Annotated in this window: 2 protein-coding genes; both read left to right on the forward strand. The window is 38.4% G+C overall.

The window, feature by feature from the left end:
* Positions 1 to 104 precede the first annotated feature (104 nt).
* Complete coding sequence (locus tag ACVWY7_RS26905; protein ID WP_000546425.1) at positions 105 to 1,424, forward strand: APC family permease; 1,320 nt, start codon at positions 105 to 107, stop codon at positions 1,422 to 1,424.
* Positions 1,425 to 1,531: 107 nt separating this feature from the next.
* Positions 1,532 to 2,716: an MFS transporter gene (locus ACVWY7_RS26910; protein ID WP_139242289.1), complete on the forward strand. Its 1,185-nt coding sequence runs from the start codon at positions 1,532 to 1,534 to the stop codon at positions 2,714 to 2,716.
* Positions 2,717 to 2,829 lie beyond the last annotated feature (113 nt).

Consider the following 2,829-nt stretch of genomic DNA (forward strand, 5'->3'; position numbering starts at 1 on the left):
TACGGACAGGAAAAAGGTGAGATTCCTTTTCGGTAGTTGGCATTTGACTTGGTTCGCCAACAATTTATAGATTTTTATAAGAATTTTAAACCAGGATACGCAGCATGCATCATCATGATGAGAAGAACAAAATTGGTTTAACGGTAGCACTTTCTATCGTAGTAGGAACGATTATTGGGTCTGGTGTGTTTATGAAACCAGGGAGCGTATTAGATTACTCGGGGAGTTCTAATATGGCGATTCTTGCTTGGGTAATCGGTGGTCTGTTAACGTTAGCAAGTGGTTTAACAGTAGCTGAAATTGGAGCGCAAATCCCGAAAAATGGTGGGTTGTATACGTATTTAGAGGAGATTTACGGAAGTTTTTGGGGATATTTATCAGGCTGGATGCAAACGATTGTTTATGGGCCAGCTATTATTGGAACATTAGGGTTATACTTTAGTTCTTTAATGATTAATTTTTTCTATTTAGATAAAGTATGGAATTTACCAATCGCAATTGGAACAGTTGTGTTCCTTGGCGTTGTAAATAGTATGGGAACAAAATACGGAGGTATCGTCCAAACGATCACGACAATCGGGAAGATGATTCCAATCGTATTAATTGTTGTGTTAGGTTTTTGGAAAGGGAATAGCGATATCTTTAATGTAGTTGTGCCGATATCAGAAAATCAAAGTATCGGGATGGCGATCTTAGCAACGTTATTTGCTTATGACGGCTGGATTTTACTTGCTTCGATTGGCGGAGAAATGAAGAATCCAACAAAGCTATTACCGAAAGCAATGACAGTTGGGATTTTAATTGTAACAGCTGCTTACGTATTAATTAACTTAGCGTTACTGAATGTATTACCAGCAACGCAAATTGTAGAACTTGGAGAAAATGCAACAGCGACAGCTGCGGGCATGCTACTTGGGGAATATGGCGGGAAAATTATTAGTATCGGTATTATCGTTTCTATTTTCGGTTGTTTAAATGGAAAGATTTTAACGTTCCCACGTATCCCGATGTCGATGGCAGAACGTGGACAACTTCCATTTGCTAAGTTTATTGCAAAAGAAAGCCCAAGATTTAAAACACCAGCAAATGCGATTACTGTTGAAATCATTTTAGGAATTATTTTAATGATTATTAGTGATCCGAATAAGCTATCTGAGATTTCCGTATTCATTATTTATATTTTCTACGTAATGACGTTTATCGGTGTCTTCATTTTAAGAAAACGTAATAAGAATAAAGAGCGTGCATACAGTGTACCGTTATTCCCAATCGTCCCAATCGTTGCGATTTTGGGCTCACTCTTTGTAATCGGTAGTGCGATTATTAACGATCCACTAAGTTGTTTCTTATCAATTGGAATTGTCTTTACGGGACTTCCGGTATATTGGTATTTAAATAAGAAGAACAAAACTGAAGTGTCATAATTGAAAGGTAGGCGTATCATACGCCTACCTTTTTTGCTGTAAAAAAATTGTACTTGTGTTCACTTTCTATTTTGGTTACTATAATCGTAGTAACCAAAATAGAAAGTGTGGGGAAAGACTTGAATTTTCGTGTGTATATTTTAGCTATCGCGGCTTTCGTAGTCGGAACGGTTGAGCTAATTATAGGAGGAACGCTCGATTTAGTTGCCAATGATTTAGGTGTATCTATTAGTGCAGCTGGTCAGCTTATCACAATATTTTCAGTAGTATTTGCTTTATCAGGTCCTGTTTTATTAGCATTAACAGGGAAGTTTGAAAGAAAAACATTGTATGTTGGGGCATTATCAATCTTCTTAATCGGAAATATTATTTCAGCATTTAGTGTGAATTACGGCATGTTAATGTTCTCAAGGGTGATTTGTGCGGCGAGTGGTTCGCTTATTATTGCACTGTCAGTAACACTTGCTTCTAGCGTTGTAGCACCGCATTTTCGTGCGCGTGCAATTGGAATCATTTTCATGGGGATTAGTGGATCGCTCGTACTTGGAGTACCGCTTGGCCTTGTACTCGGAAATGCATACGGATGGCGTGCACCATTTGTACTCATTTCGATCTTAACAGTTATGGCAATCGCTTGTATTTCATTATTCTTAACGAAAGTACCACCGACATCAGTATTATCAATAAGAGAACAAATTGCTACGTTAAAAGATAAAAAAATCGTTAGTGCACAGTTAACGTCGTTTTTATTTTTAACGGGTCATTTAACACTATATGCATATTTAACACCTTTCTTAAAAGATGTGATGCATGTGGAAGCGAATTGGATTAGTGTATTTTACTTCATCTTCGGAATTGCAGCAGTAATTGGTGGCGGCTTCGGAGGCTGGCTTGCGGATAAATGGGGATCGAAGAAAAGTATTATCTCAATTATTATCGTATTTGCGTGTGCGATCTTCCTATTGCCATTAATGACATTCTCGTTCCCGCTGTTCATTATTATGATGGGAATTTGGAGTATGCTGAGCTGGGCTATTTCGCCAGCACAACAAAATTATTTAATTGAAATTGCACCGGAATCAGCTGGTATTCAGCAAAGTTTAAATAACTCTGCCCTTCACTTAGGAATTGCACTCGGTTCAACAGTAGGCGGAGTTGTGATTGAAAAATCCTCTGTTATATATAACGCTTGGGTAGGAGGCGGCTTTATTATATTAGCGCTACTTTGTGCAATTTTCTCGATTACGAGAGGACGTTCTACTCAGTTTGCAAAAGAAGAATCTATCGTTTGATAGGTTCTTTTTTATTTGGCGTGCCCAGCTAAGCTGGGCACTGCTTGCTGGTGAAAGTCCAGCCTAGGTAAGAGCCAAGTCGCCTAGTAGCTGACAGGCAACTGGTGGAGAAA

It is taken from the genome of Bacillus sp. TE9106W (assembly GCF_054062215.1).

What these genes read in the sequence shown, in the direction of transcription:
- ACVWY7_RS26905 (WP_000546425.1), top strand. Translation starts at nt 105, where the DNA reads ATGCATCATCATGATGAGAAGAACAAAATTGGTTTAACGGTAGCACTT.